15 protein-coding genes are annotated in these 13,822 nt (G+C 73.3%); 8 read left to right on the forward strand and 7 right to left on the reverse strand.

Annotated elements, in window-relative coordinates:
• Positions 1 to 47: 47 nt before the first annotated feature.
• Both KBY32_RS23235 and KBY32_RS23240 read right to left on the reverse strand, forming a co-directional pair.
• Positions 48 to 707 (reverse strand): response regulator transcription factor, encoded by a 660-nt coding sequence (locus KBY32_RS23235; protein WP_055623023.1) that lies wholly within the window; start codon positions 705 to 707, stop codon positions 48 to 50.
• Positions 704 to 1,675, reverse strand: a complete 972-nt coding sequence (locus KBY32_RS23240) for a HAMP domain-containing sensor histidine kinase (RefSeq protein ID WP_210981459.1) — start codon at positions 1,673 to 1,675, stop codon at positions 704 to 706. The genes KBY32_RS23235 and KBY32_RS23240 overlap by 4 nt, the downstream gene beginning before the upstream one ends.
• A 258-nt stretch (positions 1,676 to 1,933) precedes the next feature.
• Between KBY32_RS23240 and KBY32_RS23245 the strand changes: the two genes are divergently transcribed.
• The 4 genes from KBY32_RS23245 to KBY32_RS23260 all read left to right on the forward strand — a co-directional run bounded on the left by KBY32_RS23245 (position 1,934) and on the right by KBY32_RS23260 (position 4,806).
• Positions 1,934 to 2,419 carry a cation:proton antiporter regulatory subunit gene (locus tag KBY32_RS23245; RefSeq protein ID WP_210981460.1) on the forward strand — a complete coding sequence of 162 codons (486 nt, stop codon included), beginning with the start codon at positions 1,934 to 1,936 and terminating at the stop codon, positions 2,417 to 2,419.
• A 4-nt stretch (positions 2,420 to 2,423) separates the two neighbouring features.
• Positions 2,424 to 3,668, forward strand: coding sequence for a cation:proton antiporter (locus KBY32_RS23250; protein ID WP_107096791.1), 1,245 nt, complete (start codon positions 2,424 to 2,426; stop codon positions 3,666 to 3,668).
• Between the two features lie 258 nt (positions 3,669 to 3,926).
• Positions 3,927 to 4,286: a DUF3040 domain-containing protein gene (locus KBY32_RS35875; RefSeq protein WP_210981461.1), complete on the forward strand. Its 360-nt coding sequence runs from the start codon at positions 3,927 to 3,929 to the stop codon at positions 4,284 to 4,286.
• Positions 4,287 to 4,374: 88 nt separating this feature from the next.
• Complete coding sequence (locus KBY32_RS23260) at positions 4,375 to 4,806, forward strand: hypothetical protein (protein WP_210981462.1); 432 nt, start codon at positions 4,375 to 4,377, stop codon at positions 4,804 to 4,806.
• A 64-nt stretch (positions 4,807 to 4,870) separates the two neighbouring features.
• Here the strand turns inward: KBY32_RS23260 and KBY32_RS23265 are convergent, their stop codons facing one another.
• From KBY32_RS23265 to KBY32_RS23280, 4 genes are all read right to left on the reverse strand, one after another.
• Positions 4,871 to 5,365 (reverse strand): peptidylprolyl isomerase, encoded by a 495-nt coding sequence (locus KBY32_RS23265; protein WP_055623026.1) that lies wholly within the window; start codon positions 5,363 to 5,365, stop codon positions 4,871 to 4,873.
• A 109-nt stretch (positions 5,366 to 5,474) separates the two neighbouring features.
• Positions 5,475 to 6,203: a GAF and ANTAR domain-containing protein gene (locus KBY32_RS23270; RefSeq protein ID WP_247689889.1), complete on the reverse strand. Its 729-nt coding sequence runs from the start codon at positions 6,201 to 6,203 to the stop codon at positions 5,475 to 5,477.
• 57 nt (positions 6,204 to 6,260) lie between these two features.
• Entirely contained in the window at positions 6,261 to 6,740 is a 480-nt protein-coding gene (locus KBY32_RS23275) for an HIT family protein (RefSeq protein WP_210981463.1), read from the reverse strand.
• Positions 6,741 to 6,783: 43 nt separating this feature from the next.
• Complete coding sequence (locus KBY32_RS23280; protein WP_247689910.1) at positions 6,784 to 8,076, reverse strand: MFS transporter; 1,293 nt, start codon at positions 8,074 to 8,076, stop codon at positions 6,784 to 6,786.
• 221 nt (positions 8,077 to 8,297) lie between these two features.
• Here KBY32_RS23280 and KBY32_RS23285 point away from each other — a divergent pair, with 221 nt between their 5' ends.
• Genes KBY32_RS23285 through KBY32_RS23295 form a run of 3 tightly spaced genes read left to right on the forward strand, consistent with a single transcriptional unit; the run spans position 8,298 to position 12,220 of the window.
• On the forward strand, positions 8,298 to 9,158 hold the full coding sequence (locus tag KBY32_RS23285; RefSeq protein ID WP_055623029.1) for an ABC transporter ATP-binding protein: 861 nt from the start codon (positions 8,298 to 8,300) through the stop codon (positions 9,156 to 9,158).
• Complete coding sequence (locus tag KBY32_RS23290; protein WP_210981465.1) at positions 9,155 to 10,141, forward strand: iron-siderophore ABC transporter substrate-binding protein; 987 nt, start codon at positions 9,155 to 9,157, stop codon at positions 10,139 to 10,141. The genes KBY32_RS23285 and KBY32_RS23290 overlap by 4 nt, the downstream gene beginning before the upstream one ends.
• A gap of 3 nt (positions 10,142 to 10,144) precedes the next feature.
• The gene (locus KBY32_RS23295) at positions 10,145 to 12,220 is read left to right on the forward strand and encodes an iron ABC transporter permease (protein ID WP_210981466.1); all 2,076 of its coding nucleotides are present in this window, start codon (positions 10,145 to 10,147) and stop codon (positions 12,218 to 12,220) included.
• Here the strand turns inward: KBY32_RS23295 and KBY32_RS23300 are convergent.
• On the reverse strand, positions 12,208 to 12,822 hold the full coding sequence (locus tag KBY32_RS23300) for a TetR/AcrR family transcriptional regulator (RefSeq protein ID WP_247689890.1): 615 nt from the start codon (positions 12,820 to 12,822) through the stop codon (positions 12,208 to 12,210). The two genes, KBY32_RS23295 and KBY32_RS23300, sit on opposite strands and share 13 nt — an antisense overlap.
• Positions 12,823 to 12,894: 72 nt before the next feature.
• On the opposite strand from KBY32_RS23300, the gene KBY32_RS23305 reads away from it, so the two are divergent.
• Entirely contained in the window at positions 12,895 to 13,821 is a 927-nt protein-coding gene (locus tag KBY32_RS23305) for a DMT family transporter (protein ID WP_210981467.1), read from the forward strand.
• Position 13,822: the final 1 nt, after the last annotated feature.

The following is a 13,822-nucleotide window of genomic DNA, read 5'->3' on the forward strand; positions in this document are numbered from 1 at the left end:
CAAAGGGGCGTACCCCGAGCGGGGCGGAGTACACGGCGGGACATCCCCTACGGTTCGATGAGTCCTACGCGGATGGCGTAGCGCGTCAGCTCCAGCCGGTCGCGCAGCCCCAGCTTCTGCAGCAGATTGGCGCGGTGCCGCTCCACCGTCTTGACGCTGATCACCAGAAGCCGCGCGATCTCCTTGGAGGAGTGCCCCTCGGCGACGAGCTTGAGGATCTCCTCCTCCCGCTCCGTGATCGGGCGGGCCGGCAGCCGGTCACCCGAGCGGATGCGGTCCAGATAAGTGCGGATGAGGGCCGACTCGGCACCCGGATAGATGAACGGCTCGTCCCGCAGCGCCGCGCGGCACGCCTCGACCAGATCACGGTCGGCGACGGACTTCGGGACATAGCCGGAGGCACCCGCCTTCAGCGCCTCGAAGAAGTACTGCTCGTTGTCGTACATCGTCAGCATCAGCGTGCGCAGGCCCGGCTGGACCCGGGACAGCTCGCGCGCCGCCTGGAGGCCGGTCTGCCGGGGCATGGCGATGTCGAGGATGGCCAGGTCGACGCCGTCGCCCAGCTCCCGGGCCCGCTCGATGGCCTCCGCGCCGTCGGCGGCCTCGGCCACCACCGTCAGATCGGGTTCGGCGTCCAGGATGAGCCGCACTCCGCGACGCACCAGGGCGTGGTCGTCGGCGAGCAGGATGCGGGCGGGAGCGGTCATCGTGCGTTCTCCTGGGGGCCGGGGCCGGACGGACTGCCGTCGACGCACAGACGGATCTCGGTGCCGCCCCGCGGGCCGGGGCCGACGAAGAGGTCGGCGCCCACCAGCAGGGCGCGCTCCCGCATCCCGCTGATCCCCGCGCCCTCCGGCGCCGACCCGATGCCCCGCCCGTCGTCGGTGACCAGCAGGGTGACCCGGCCGTCGGCCTCGGGCCGCAGCCGCACCTCGACCCGGGTGGCACCGGCGTGCCGCGCGGTGTTGGTGAGCCCCTCCTGGGCGACCCGGTACAGGACCAGCTCGGTCGCCGGATCGAGGGCGGGGACGCCGGGCGCGATATGCGTCGTCGCGCTCAGCCGAGACGTCGTGAACTCGTTCGTCAGGGCGCGCAGGGCGCTGTGCAGCCCCAGCTCCTCCAGGACGCCGGGGCGCAGCCGGCGGGCGATCCGCCGGATCTCCTCCAGGCCCGCGCGGGTGGTCTCCTGCGCCTGGCGCAGATCGGCGCGGACCGTCTCGGGCGCCCGGTCGGCGGCGTGCTTGAGCTGGAGCAGGACCGCCGTGAGGGTCTGGCCGACCTCGTCGTGGAGCTCCTGCGCGAGACGGTGCCGCTCGGCCTCCTGCGCCGACAGGACCCGGCCGGTGCTGGTGGCCCGCTCCGCCTCCAGACGGGCGAGCATCGCGTTGAACGTCTTGGTCAGCTCGGCCATCTCACCGGGCCCGGTGACGTTCGGACGGCTGCCGGGGCGCAGCAGATCGGCGGTGGCCATCGCCCGGGTCAGCCGGGCCAGCGGGGCGAGCCCGAACCGCAGCAGCGCCGCGTTGGCGACCAGCATCACCACGAGCCCGGTGAGCAGGACCAGCGCCTCCCCGAACAGCACGGGCGTGGACACGGTGACCGGTCCCAGGAGCAGCAGCACCGCGGCGAGGAGGACCGCCGCGTTCAGGAGGAAGATCCGCCAGTACAACGTCATGATCGCCGCCCTTCCCGCTGCCGCTCACCTCCACTGTCTCCCGTGGCCGCCGGACGCCCCCCGGCGGGGGCCCGGCCTGTGAAAGGGCCCACTGCCCCGCACCGATTCTCACCGCCCGCGCCGCCCCGCGTCCATCCGTGCTGACACCCATATCCCCAGCTCGCGCGCACCTGGCACGATGAACACCGCACGGTGGGCCACCGGGCCGACGAGCCGTGCCGGCACCACAGTCGCGAACGAACATGGAGGGGAGGGGTTGTGCCTGCTCCGCGGATGAGCACCACGCCCTTGCCGGGGATCGGTGTCCAGTACGACCTCACCACACGGGAGCACCGGCATCTGTCGGTGATCGCCCACCGGGACGGCACCCGGACGGTGAACGTCTACCGGGCCGACGACCCGGACGCGTGCGCCCAGTCGCTGCACCTGAACGAAGCGGAGACCGCCTCGCTGATCGACGCGCTGGCCCCCTCCCACCACAGCCCGAACCTGCTGTCCACGACCGATCTGGGTCTGGTGGCCGAGCGCGTCGAGCTGTCCTCCACCTCGTACTGGAACGGACGCGTCCTCGGCGACACGAAGATGCGGACCGAGACCGGTGCCTCCCTCGTCGCCGTCCTGCGGCGCGCCCAGGCGATCCCCTCGCCGACGCCGGACTTCCGGCTGGCCGGGGGAGACATCCTGATCGTCATCGGCACCCGCGAGGGCGTGGAGGCGGCCGCCGCGATACTCGGGCGGGAGTGATTCGATGCACTCCTCCGCCATCTTCCTCATCGAGTTCGGTGCGATCATCCTCGGCCTGGGCCTGCTCGGCCGGCTGGCCGGACGCCTGCAGTTCTCGCCGATCCCCCTCTACCTGCTCGCCGGTCTCGCCTTCGGCGAGGGCGGGCTGCTCCCCCTCGGCACCAGCGAGGAGTTCGTGGCGATCGGCGCCGAGATCGGCGTCATCCTGCTGCTGCTCATGCTCGGCCTGGAGTACACGGCCAGCGACCTCGTCTCCAACCTGAAGACGCAGTACCCGGCGGGACTCGTCGACGCCACCCTGAACGCCCTGCCCGGCGCCGCCATGGCGCTGCTGCTGGGCTGGGGGCCGGTCGCCGCCGTCGTCCTGGCCGGTGTCACCTGGATCTCGTCGTCGGGCGTCATCGCCAAGGTCCTCGGCGACCTGGGCCGGCTCGGCAACCGCGAGACCCCGGTCATCCTGAGCATCCTGGTCCTCGAGGACCTGTCCATGGCCGTCTACCTGCCGATCCTCACCGCCCTGCTGGCCGGGGCCGGGATCGCGGCGGGCAGCCTCACGCTGGCCATCGCGCTCGGCGTCGCCGGGCTCGTCCTCGTCCTGGCCGTGCGCTACGGACGGCACATCTCGCGCTTCGTCTCCAGCGACGACCCGGAGAAGCTGCTCCTGGTGGTGCTCGGCCTGACCCTGCTGGTCGCCGGGATCGCCCAGCAGCTCCAGGTCTCGGCGGCCGTCGGCGCCTTCCTCGTCGGCATCGCCCTGTCCGGTGAGGTCGCCGAGGGCGCGCACAATCTGCTGGCGCCCCTGCGGGACCTGTTCGCCGCCGTGTTCTTCGTCTTCTTCGGACTGCACACCGACCCGGCGAGCATCCCGCCCGTGCTGCTGCCGGCCCTGGCGCTGGCCGTCGTCACGACCGCCACGAAGATCGCCACCGGCTACTGGGCGGCGAAGCGCGCCGAAGTGGGCGTCAAGGGCCGCTGGCGGGCCGGCGGCACACTGGTCGCCCGCGGCGAGTTCTCCATCGTCATCGCCGGACTCGCCGTCACCGCCGGCATCGAGCCCTCGCTGGGCCCGCTGGCCACGGCCTACGTCCTGATCCTCGTCGTCGTGGGCCCGCTGACCGCCCGCTACACCGAGCCGGTCGCGGCGTTCTTCGCCCGCCGCAAGGGCGGCTCCACGCCGCCCCCGGCGACGGAGCGGCTCCCCGAGGAGTCCGCCGAGACGGTCCAGAGCGGACCGGCCGGAACGGCGTGAGCGACGGCCGCAGCACCTGAAGTACGAACGGCCCGGGCGGCGGTCTCCGGTGGGGTACATCCCGCCGGGGCCGCCGCCCGGGCCCTTGGTGCGAGGGGTTCGTGCAGGTCCCGCCCTCCGGGCTTGTGGGTGTCGCGGTCCGGGAAACATGGGTGCGGGGACCGATGGCGGGGGCACGACCGCCCGGGTTCGACTGTCGGTACCCCTCTCGATCGGATCGGCTCCAGGCGCGGTGACGCGCTCCGGGAAGGAGGAGCCATGCCCCCGTCCGACCACGACCGACTGGTCGCCCTCGAGGACCAACTCCTGCGCGACGACCCACGGTTCATCCGGCGGTTCCGCGCGGGCCGGCCCGCTCGGCCCCGCGAGTACCGGCGGACCCGCGCCTGGTGGCTGCTGGCGGCCGGCCTCACGAGCCTCGGCACGGGGATCGCCGTGGCCGACGGGCTGTTCATCGCGGCCGGCTTGGTCCTCGCCGGGATCGCCGTGGAGCGCTGCGGGAGCCCGCCCCGGCGGCCCGAAGCACGTGGCCGGAAGAGCGGTTCCCCCGGCGCACCGCCGGTGCCACCCTACGAGCGACCCCCGAACCGGCCGCGGAGGCCGTACAGGGACCAGTGAGACAATCACGGTTCAGTTTCATGCGCCGTGGCGACCGGGACTCTCCTCATCGCCGGGCGGCGGGGGTGGACCGGAAGGAAGCACCGCAGTGATCGAATGGGTGTCCCTCGGCAATGGCGCCAGGCCCGTTCCCCAGCCCGTGCCCACCCGTCTGGTGTGGGCGGGGGCCTTCGGCGGCGCGCTGGTCCTCGTGGCACTCGTCAACGCCGTCGTCGGCCCCGACCGGCCCTCCCTGGCGCTGACCGCGCTGTCGCTGCTGGCCGCGTTCCTGGGGCTGGGCGCCCGCTTCAGCGCCGCCCCCGGGACGGCCGTCCTGTGCTGGCTGTTCCTCAACGCGTTCGGCGTGCCGCCCGAGGGCACGCTCACCTGGGCCGGGTCCCGTGACACGTTCTGGCTGGCGTGCCTGCTGACCGCCGCGCTGGTGGGCACGGTCCTGGCCCGGCTGCGGCACGCGCGCGCCGCGTACCGGCGGCTGGGTACCGGCGCGGGCGGCGCCCCGGAGGCTCCCGGCGACGCCTGACCTCCGCTGACGGATACGGCCCGGCGTGGGATCCACGCCGGGCCGTATCCGTACTGACGGTGTGTCAGGCGGCGATGCCGGAGTCCTCGATGACGATCTTCTTCGCGGTCGAGCCCGAGCGGCTGCCCAGGGCCTCGACGGCCTTGACGACGTCCTCACCCTCGACGACCTCGCCGAAGACGACGTGCTTGCCGTCCAGCCACGGCGTGACGACCGTGGTGATGAAGAACTGCGAACCGTTGGAGTTCGGTCCGGCGTTCGCCATGCTCAGCAGGAACGGACGGTCGTGCTTCAGCTGGAAGTTCTCGTCGGCGAACTTCTCGCCGTAGATGCTCTTGCCGCCGGTGCCGTTGCCGTTGGTGAAGTCGCCGCCCTGCAGCATGAACTCGGGGATCACCCGGTGGAAGGGCGCGCCCTTGTAGCCGTAGCCGTTCTGGCCGGTCGCCAGCTCACGGAAGTTGCGCGCGGTCTTCGGCACGACGTCGTCGAAGAGCCGGAAGACGATGCGGCCGAGGTCCTCGCCGTCGGCCGAGATCTGGAAAAACACGTTCTCGCTCATGCCCCTGATTCTCCACTCCCGGCTCGGCCAGGTCGAACACGGCCCCCCGGGCGTGGCGCCGGGGCCGTGGTCTAGGGGGCGGCCCTCCCCGCGCGTGGGTGCCCGCTGCTCAGGTCAGGGCGCCCTTCTCGCAGATCTGCCGGGCGACCTCGCGGAGCTTGACGTTGTTCTCCTGCGAGTAGCGGCGCAGGACGTCGAAGGCCTGCGTCTCGTCCAGTCCGTGACGGCCCATGAGGATGCCCATGGCCTCGCCGATCACATGGCGGGTGGCGACGGCCTCCTCCATCTGGGCGTGGGTGCGGGCGCTGGAGAAGGCGATCGCGGCGTGGGAGGCGAGCAGCCACCCGGCAAGCTCGCTCATCTCGGTGAAGGCACCCGGCCTGCGGGAGTAGAGGTTCAGGGCCCCGAGATCCTCGTCCTCCGTGTAGAGCAGGAAACCCATCATGCTGCCGACCCCGAGCTCCTTGGCCCGGGGAGCGTAGCGGGGCCAGCGCCCCGCGTCCGCGGTGAAGTCGGGGATGCGGTAGACCCGTTCGCCCGTTCGGGAGCGCGCGGCGTCGAAGCAGGGCAACCCTCCCGCAGCTCCCCCTGGATCCGGTCGCTGACCACGACGAGGTCGTCGGTGGCGGCCAGCGTCCGCACCGCGTCGCCGCGCAGCACCAGGATTCCCGCGGCGTCGCAGCCCTCCACCAGCTCGGTGGCGGTGTGGGTGATCCGTCCCAGGGTCGCGTCGACCGATTCCTGCGCCAGGAGATCGCGTGCCATCGACGCCATCTGCCGCGCGAACCAGGCCCAGTCCATCCCGTCCTCCACGTCTCGGCGTGCGCCCTTTCAGCATTCCACGGAGCGCCGCGAGCGGTACGGCGACGCGGCGTACGGCGATCGTCCGCGCAGGTCAGAGGCGTGACGCCGACTTGTCCAGCTCCGCGCCGATCGCCGCCCGCAGGGGGTCGTGCCGCGGGCCGAGGGCGTGTTCCGGGGCGCTCCAGGAGTCGCGCGGGTACAGCCACACCGGCATCCGCACGAGATCGTCCGGCTCCCAGTCGTAGCGGGGCCACACGTGCGCGTGCAGAAAGGGGTCGGTGTTCCCGAGGATCTCGAGGTTGACCCGCCGGAAGCCCGGGTCCAGCCGTCCGCAGGCGCGCTCCACGGCCTCGCCGAGCCGGTCCATGTCGGACAGGAAGGCCGACCGCCTCTCCCGCGGCAGGTCCGAGAGCCGCTGGGCCGTCGGGTCGTCCGACAGGAGCACGCAGTAGCCGGGGAGGAACTGCACGTCCCCGATCACCGCGAACCCGGCGTTCAGCCGGCGCAGCACCGTGGGGTTGGCTCCCCGCAGCGCGCTGCCGATCCTGTCCTCGCGCCATGAGTCGTCCATGATCGGCGACAGTAGCGCGTCCGAGGCCGGGGCGCGGCGGCCGTCACCGCCTCGGCACGCACCTCCAGGCCAGGGCCGCGGCCGTGAGATAGGCGGCCGCGCCGATCGCCATGCTGAGGCGCAGGCCGGTCGACGGAGTGGTGGCCGACAGGAGCAGGCTGCCGCCGAGGGCGACGCCGGTGGCGCTGCCGATCTGGCGGGTGGTGTTGAACAGCGCCGAGGCGGTTCCCGCGTACCCGGCGGGTACGGCGCCCATGACGGTGGTGGTCGAGCCGGTGAGGGCGAACGAGGTGCCGAAGCCCGCCGCCATCATCGGGGCGACGAGAAGGGCGTAGCCGGGGTCGGGGCCCGCGGCCGCCCACCCGGCGAGCCCCAGCGCGGCCAGCAGCATGCCGCTGATCACCAGGGGCCGGTCGCCGGTGCGGCGGGCCAGCCGGCCGGACAGGACGGAGGCGAACATGGTCATGGCCACCGCGGGGAACAGCGCCAGCCCCGTCTCGAAGGCGCTGTAGCCGCGCTCCTGCTGGAACTCCAGGCTCGCCGTGAACACCATGCCGTAGAAGGCGAAGTTGAACAGCAGGCCGATCACGGCCCCACCGCTCATCGCCGGTGTGCGCAGCAGCGGCAGGGGCAGCGCGGGGGAGCGGGCCAGCTTCTCGCGGACCGCGAACAGCGCGGCGGCGAGGAGCGCCAGGCCCAGGCCCGCGAGGACGGCCGGATCGGTCCAGCCCCGCCGTCCGGCCTCGTTGAGCGAGGTGGTCAGCAGGGCGACGGCCGCCACCACCGCGCACTGCGCCGGCCAGTCCAGGGCGCGGTCGGCGCGGCGCGGCGAGGGCGCCACGTGCCGCAGCGTCAGCGCCAGACAGGCCACGCCGACCGGGAGGTTGATGAGGAAGACCCAGCGCCAGCCGACCGTGGACACGAGCGCGCCGCCGAGCAGGGGACCGGCCGAGGCGGCGATGCCCGCCATGGACCCCCACAGCCCGAAGGCGCGCGAGCGGGCCGCCGGTTCCGGGTACGCCTGCTGCAGCAGCGCGAGGGAGCCAGGGACGATGAGGGCCGCCCCGAGCCCCTCCACGAGGCGTCCGGCGATGAGGAACGGCGCGTCGGGCGCGAGCGCGCAGGCGGCGGAGGAGACCGTGAACACCGCGACGCCCGCGCAGAAGACGCGGCGGTTCCCGAGCCGGTCGCCCAGCGCGCCGCCGGTCAGCAGGAAGCCGGCGAGGACGAGCGTGTAGCCGTCGGTGACCCACTGGACGCCGGTGAGCGAGGCGGACAGCTCGCGGCCGATGACGGGGACGGCGACGTTGATGACGGTCACGTCCAGGATCACCATGAAGTAGCCGGCGCACACGGCCAGCAGTGGTGCCCAGCCCCGCCGTTCGCCCGTCGGCCGCGCCCGGTCCACGGTCATCCTCCTCCGGTACGGCGAGATCGCGTGGATCGTCACAGTAGGCGCCGGACGCCGTAAGTCGAGGAAGCGTACCGGAGGGCGCCGGGTGTCCATCGGGTGGACCCCCTCCTGAAGTCGACTTAGGTTAGGCTAACCTCTGTCACGTGCAAGCAGAGGAAACGGCCTCGGCGGCGGCGCGTCCCCGTCGTGGTCATGAACTGTCGGCCACGGACGTCACCGTGGCGTACGACGGCGTCGACGTCGTCCACGGCGCGTCGCTGTCGCTCCGGCCCGGTCACGTGACCGTGCTGGTGGGGCCGAACGGCAGCGGGAAGTCCACCCTCCTGCGGACCGTCGCCCGCCTCCAGCGGCCGCGCACCGCCGCCCTCGTGGTCGACGGGGCCGACGGACTCGCGCTGACCCCGCGTGAGTTCTCCCGCCGCGTCGCCCTGTTGACGCAGGGCCGCCCCACCCCCAGCGGCCTGACCGTACGGGACGTCGTCGAGTTCGGCCGGTACCCCCACCGGGGCCGGTGGGGCGGCGCTGACCCGGACGGCACCGCCGCGGTCGACCGCGCGCTGGCCCTGACCGGCGTCGAGGACCTCGCCGGACGCGGCGTCGAGCACCTCTCCGGCGGCCAGTTGCAGCGCGTGTGGCTCGCGAGCTGCCTCGCCCAGGAGACCGGCGTGCTCCTGCTCGACGAACCGACGACCTACCTCGACCTGCGCTACCAGATCGAACTTCTCGACCTCGTCCGCGACCTGGCCGACGACCACGGCATCGCCGTCGGCGCCGTCCTGCACGACCTCGACCAGGCCGCGGCCCTCGCAGACCGCGTCGTCCTGCTGCACGAGGGACGTGTCGTCGCCGACGGCACCCCCGACGACGTCCTGACCGCCGAGCGGCTGACCGGTGTCTACGGCATCCGTATCGAGGTCGGCACCGACCCGCTCACCGGCCGGCTGCGCACCCGCGCGATCGGCCGCCACCACACGCGAACCGAAAGGCTCGGCACACCCTCATGAGACGCCTGATCACCACCGCGGCGGTCGCCACCGCCGCGGCCCTCGCCCTGACCTCCTGCGGCACCACCGAGCCCGCGGCCGACGACGCCGCGGCGAAGAAGCAGGACCAGGCCGTCACCGTCACCGACGCCTCCGGCACCGAGGTGAAGCTCGACGGGCCCGCCAAGAAGGTCGTCGGCACCGAGTGGCACGAGGTCGAGCTGCTCGTCTCGCTCGGCGTCGACCCGGTGGGCGTCGCCGACGTCAAGGGCTACAAGACCTGGGACCAGGCCGTCCCGCTGAAGAACGAGCCCAAGGACATCGGCACCCGCGGCGAGCCCAGCATGGACACCATCGCCGCGCTCTCCCCGGACCTCATCGTCGCCAGCACCGATCTGCCGCCCGCCGCCGTCAAGCAGCTGCGGAAGGTCGCCCCGGTCATCGAGGTGCGCTCCGCCAGTGCCTCCGACCCGCTCGGCCAGATGACGAAGAACCTCGACCTCATCGCCGAGGCCACCGGCACCACCGAACGGGCCGCCACCCTCAAGAAGGACTTCGACACCAAGCTCGCCGAGGGCGCCAAGACCCTCGCCGACGCCGGTCTCGGCGGCGCCGAGTTCGCCTTCGCCGACGGCTACGACATCTCCAACCAGGTCTCCATCCGGCCGTACACCAGCGGTTCGCTGATCGGCGCCGTCAACGAGAAGCTCGGCCTGAAGAACGCCTGGACCGTCGAGGGCGACAAGGACTACGGCCTCGGCACCACCGACGTCGAAGGCCTCACCAAGCTCCCCGCCGACGTGCGGTTCGCCTACATCGGCAACGACGGCGACAAGAGCGCCACCCCCTTCACCGGCGCCCTCGCCAAGGACAAGGTGTGGACCTCGCTGCCCTTCGTGAAGAAGGGGGAGGTGCACCGACTGCCCGACGGCATCTGGATGTTCGGCGGCCCCGGCTCCATGGAGCGGTACGTCGACGCCGTCGTCGCCGAGCTGACGAAGTAGTACATGGCCGTCACCGCGCCCCCCTCCGTCGCCCGGTCGGCGGCCGCCCCCTCCAGGACGGGCACGGCCGCGGTGACGGCCGCACTGATCCTGCTGGTCGTGGCCCTCGCGGTCGCCGACCTCACCCAGGGCACCGCCGACGTCGGAGCCGGTGAGGTCTGGAAGGCCCTCACCGGCCGGGCCGACGCCGGCGACGCCTCCGTCGTCGTCGCCTCCCGGCTGCCGAGGGCCGCCGCCGGCCTCCTCGTCGGCGCCGTCCTCGGCATGGCGGGCACCGCACTCCAGGCGGTCAGCCGCAATGTGCTGGCCTCCCCGGACACCCTCGCCGTCAACGCCGGCTCCTATCTCGCCCTCGCACTGGCCGCCGTCACCGGTGTCTCGCTGCCGCTGCTCGCCTCCTCCGGTATCGCGTTCGCCGGGAGCCTCGCCGCGGCGGCCGTCGTCCTCGGCCTCTCCGGCCTGGGCGCCGGCACCGTACGGCTCGTGCTCGCCGGCACCGCCCTCGCCCTCGGCCTCACCGCCGTCACCGAGGGACTGCTGCTGCTCTTCCCGCAGGAGACCCAGGGCCTCTACCAGTGGAACCAGGGCAGCATCGCGCAGAGCGGCTTCGACGGCCTGCTGCAGACGGCGCCGCTGGCCCTCGCCGGACTCGCCGGGCTGCTGCTGGTCGCCCGGCGCGTCGACGCCCTCGCCCTCGGCGACGACGCCGCCCGCGGCCTCGGCGTCCCCGTGCGCGCCACCCGCGTCACCGCGGTGGTGCTCGCCTCGCTGCTCTCGGCCACCGCCGTCACCCTCGCCGGGCCCATCGGCTTCGTCGGCCTCTGCGCCCCCGCCCTCGTCCGGGCCCTCGCCCGCCGGGCCCGCGGCCTCACCCGCTCGCGCGTGCGCCTGCCGATCGCGGGCCTCACGGGCGCCGCGCTGGTGCTCGGCTCGGACGTCCTGCTGCGCGCCCTCGTGCCCGCCGATCTCGCGGTCGCCGTGCCGACGGGTGTCGTCACCAGCCTCGTCGGCGCCGTGTTCCTCGTCGTCATGGCGACCCGGCTGACGGACACGGCGGGGGCGGCTCCGCCCGACCGGCTGCGCATCCGGAGCCGGGCCGTGTTCCTCACCACGACGGCCGTGCTGGCCGCCGTGCTCGTGGGCGTCACGATCGCGGCCCTCCTGCTGGGCGACAGCAAACTGCTGCTGGGCGACGTCGCGAACTGGGCGCAGGGCAGGGCGGGCCGGGGTGTCTCCTTCGTCCTGGACACCCGCGTGCCCCGGGTCCTCGCGGCCCTCCTCGCGGGCGCGTCCCTCGCCCTGGCCGGCACCCTCGTCCAGGCCGTGACCCGCAACCCCCTCGCCGAGCCCGGCGTCCTCGGCGTCTCGGGCGGCGCCGCGCTGGGCGCGGTCCTCCTGGTGACGACGGTGCCCATGGCCGGATCGTGGGGCATGGCCGGTGCTGCCTTCGCGGGCGCCGCGGTCAGCTCCGTCCTTGTCTTCGGACTCGCCGCGCGCGGCGGCTTCCGGCAGAACCGGCTCGTCCTCGTCGGCATCGGCGTCGCCACCGCCGCCACCGCGCTGATCAGCCTGCTCATCGTGCTCACCGACCCGTTCAACGCGACGAAGGCGCTGACCTGGCTGTCCGGCTCGACCTACGGCCGCACCCTGCCCGACGTCGTGCCGCTCGCCGTCGTCCTCGTCCTCGGGCTGGCCGTCGCGGTGGCCCGGCGCACGGAGCTGGACCTCGTCTCGCTCGACGACGACACCCCGCGGCTGCTCGGACTGGGCCTGGCGCGGGGGCGGTTCGGCTTCCTGGTGCTCGCCGTCCTGCTCAGCGCCACCGCGGTCGCCGCCGCCGGCACGATCGGCTTCGTCGGCCTCGTGGCCCCGCACGCGGCGCGGGCCCTGGTGGGCCGCCGGCACGTCCGGGTGCTGCCCGTCGCCGTCCTGCTGGGCGCGGTGCTGGTCGGCACGGCGGATCTGCTGGGCCGTACCGTGATCGCCCCGGCGCAGCTCGGCGCGGGCCTGATGACGGCGGCCATCGGCACGCCGTACTTCCTGTATCTGCTGGTGCGCGGCCGGCGTCAGGGCCGCTGAGCCCGGGCGCCGCGCCCGGCCGCGTCGAGCAGGGCCTCGGCCTGGTCGCGCGCGTGGCCGATGGGGTCCGGGAACACACCGAGGCCGTACGCGACGAGCGCTCCCTCGTGCAGCAGCATCAGTGAGCGGCCGAGCCGTTCGGCCTCGCCGGGTGCGGCCTCCCGCGCCAGGTCGGTGAAGAGGGCGAGCATCCATGCCTTCTGGCCGGTGATGACCGGGTACGCGGGATGGGCCGGGTCGCTGATCTCGGCGTGGGCGTTGACCATGCTGCAGCCCTTGGAGTTGTGGTCCGCGGCCCAGGCGAGCGAGGCGTCGAAGACGGCCCGGACGCGGGCGCGGGCGCCGGGCCCGGCGGCGTCCAGACGGCCGTCGAGGAAGGCCCGCCAGCGCTCGTCCCGGTCGGCGAGGTACTCCACGACCAGCTGCTCCTTGGAGCCGAACCGGTCGTAGATCGTCTTCTTGGTGACCCCGGCCTCGGTGGCGATCAGGTCGACGCCGACGGCGTGGATGCCCCGCTCGTAGAACAGCCGGTCCGCGGCCGACCGCACCCGCAGGGCGGCCGGCGTCATCGTGATCCGTCGCGGATTCCGCACGCTCTCCATGGCCCCAGTGTATACCGATCTGTATAGTTGGCCGGGTACTGACTATACCGATCTGTTTACTGGAGGCCGCGCATGAATGCGCTGCTGTCGGCCGCCTTCGTGATCTGCTGGAGCTCCGGCTTCATCGGGGCCAAGCTCGGCGCGGGGAGCGCCTCCGCCGTCACCCTCCTCATGTGGCGGTTCCTGCCGCTCGCCCTCGTGCTGCTCGCCGTCGCACTGGCCCGGGCCTCCTGGCGCGGCCTCGCCCCGCGGGACGTGGCCCGGCAGGTCGTCATCGGTGCCCTTTCGCAGAGCGGTTACCTGCTCACCGTGTACTGGGCCATCCAGCTCGGCGTCTCCAGCGGCACCACGGCCCTGATCGACGGCGTGCAGCCCCTGGTCGCCGGGGCCCTGGCCGGTCCGCTCCTCCACCAGTACGTCACACGCCGCCAGTGGCTCGGTCTCGGCCTCGGCGTGGCCGGCGTCGCCGTCGTCACGAGCGCGGACGCCGCGTCCGGCGGGCACGCCGCATGGTGGGCCTACGCCGTCCCGTTCCTCGGCATGCTGTCGCTGGTCGCCGCCACCTTCCTCGAGGGCCGCTCCCGTACGAAGGTGGCGCCCGAGGCCGCGCTGACCACGCACTGCCTCACCAGCGCCGTCGTCTTCACCGCGCTGGCCGTCGGCTCCGGCGCGGCCGTCCCGCCCGCCGAACCCGCCTTCTGGATCGCGACCGCCTGGCTCGTCGTCCTCGCCACCTTCGGTGGCTACGGCCTGTACTGGATCATCCTCAGCCGCTCGGGCGTCACCCAGGTGAACACCCTGATGTTCCTGATGGCACCCGTGACGGCCGTCTGGGGGGCGCTCATGTTCGGCGAGCCCTTCGGCGTCCGGACCGCCCTCGGACTCGCCGTCGCCCTCGCCGCCGTGCTCGTCGTCCGCGGCGGCACCGATTCCGGTGACCGGCCCGCCGAACGAGTCCCGGAAGACCCCGCGAAGGCGGTGACCGGGGCCCGGCGCTGAC

It is taken from the genome of Streptomyces sp. RK62, assembly GCF_018070255.1.
GTDB lineage: Bacteria > Actinomycetota > Actinomycetes > Streptomycetales > Streptomycetaceae > Streptomyces > Streptomyces nigra.

Excerpts from the sequence above, each read along its gene's own strand:
- KBY32_RS23270 (WP_247689889.1), bottom strand. The coding sequence starts at position 6,203 with ATGCTGAAAGGGCGCACGCCGAGACGTGGAGGACGGGATGGACTGGGC.
- KBY32_RS23265 (WP_055623026.1), bottom strand. The coding sequence starts at position 5,365 with ATGAGCGAGAACGTGTTTTTCCAGATCTCGGCCGACGGCGAGGACCTC.
- KBY32_RS23240 (WP_210981459.1), bottom strand. The coding sequence starts at position 1,675 with ATGACGTTGTACTGGCGGATCTTCCTCCTGAACGCGGCGGTCCTCCTC.
- KBY32_RS23235 (WP_055623023.1), bottom strand. The coding sequence starts at position 707 with ATGACCGCTCCCGCCCGCATCCTGCTCGCCGACGACCACGCCCTGGTG.
- KBY32_RS23275 (WP_210981463.1), bottom strand. The coding sequence starts at position 6,740 with ATGGACGACTCATGGCGCGAGGACAGGATCGGCAGCGCGCTGCGGGGA.
- KBY32_RS23290 (WP_210981465.1), top strand. The coding sequence starts at position 9,155 with ATGAGACGCCTGATCACCACCGCGGCGGTCGCCACCGCCGCGGCCCTC.
- KBY32_RS35875 (WP_210981461.1), top strand. The coding sequence starts at position 3,927 with ATGCCCCCGTCCGACCACGACCGACTGGTCGCCCTCGAGGACCAACTC.
- KBY32_RS23280 (WP_247689910.1), bottom strand. The coding sequence starts at position 8,076 with ATGGTGATCCTGGACGTGACCGTCATCAACGTCGCCGTCCCCGTCATC.
- KBY32_RS23305 (WP_210981467.1), top strand. The coding sequence starts at position 12,895 with ATGAATGCGCTGCTGTCGGCCGCCTTCGTGATCTGCTGGAGCTCCGGC.
- KBY32_RS23300 (WP_247689890.1), bottom strand. The coding sequence starts at position 12,822 with ATGGAGAGCGTGCGGAATCCGCGACGGATCACGATGACGCCGGCCGCC.
- KBY32_RS23295 (WP_210981466.1), top strand. The coding sequence starts at position 10,145 with ATGGCCGTCACCGCGCCCCCCTCCGTCGCCCGGTCGGCGGCCGCCCCC.
- KBY32_RS23250 (WP_107096791.1), top strand. The coding sequence starts at position 2,424 with ATGCACTCCTCCGCCATCTTCCTCATCGAGTTCGGTGCGATCATCCTC.